This is a genomic window from Bacillus sp. FG16 (assembly GCF_057809515.1).
In genome coordinates this window covers 1-408 of sequence record NZ_JBMDKC010000352.1, presented here as the reverse complement: position 1 = coordinate 408, position 408 = coordinate 1, and the positions used below count along the sequence as shown (strand labels likewise).

The 408-nt window shown below is 41.9% G+C and carries 1 protein-coding gene; it reads left to right on the top strand.

Translation table 11 applies throughout. From position 1 onward, the window contains the following. Positions 1 to 368 (top strand): phage terminase small subunit P27 family (locus tag ACODS7_RS32695; protein ID WP_488828722.1); only part of this gene is annotated, 368 nt, incomplete at its 5' end. Between the last annotated feature and the right edge of the window lie 40 nt (positions 369 to 408).

Genomic DNA, 408 nt, shown 5'->3' with positions numbered 1-408 from the left:
GGCCACCAACATGGTTAGATTCAGTTGCGAAGAAAGAGTTTAAACGAATTGCAGGGGAATTACTAGAATTAGAAGTGATGACAAATATAGATGTGAATGCATTAGCACTGTATTGTGATGCGTATGCGGACTATATGGCATGCACGAAGATTATCCAAGAAGAGGGATTGCTTGTAGAATACACCAACAAAGCAGCGGAAACAAATAAAGTCCCTCATCCACTCTTAACCAAGAAAAAGCAACTCCATGAACAAATGAAGGCGATCGGTGTAGATTTCGGATTTACGCCAAGCGCAAGGGCGAGAATTGTGATGCCACGTGCGAAAAAAGGGGCGCAAACAACGGTAGAAAAGGAGTTTGACGTATAACATGATTAGACAATGGATGTTGGACTACTGTGATGATGTA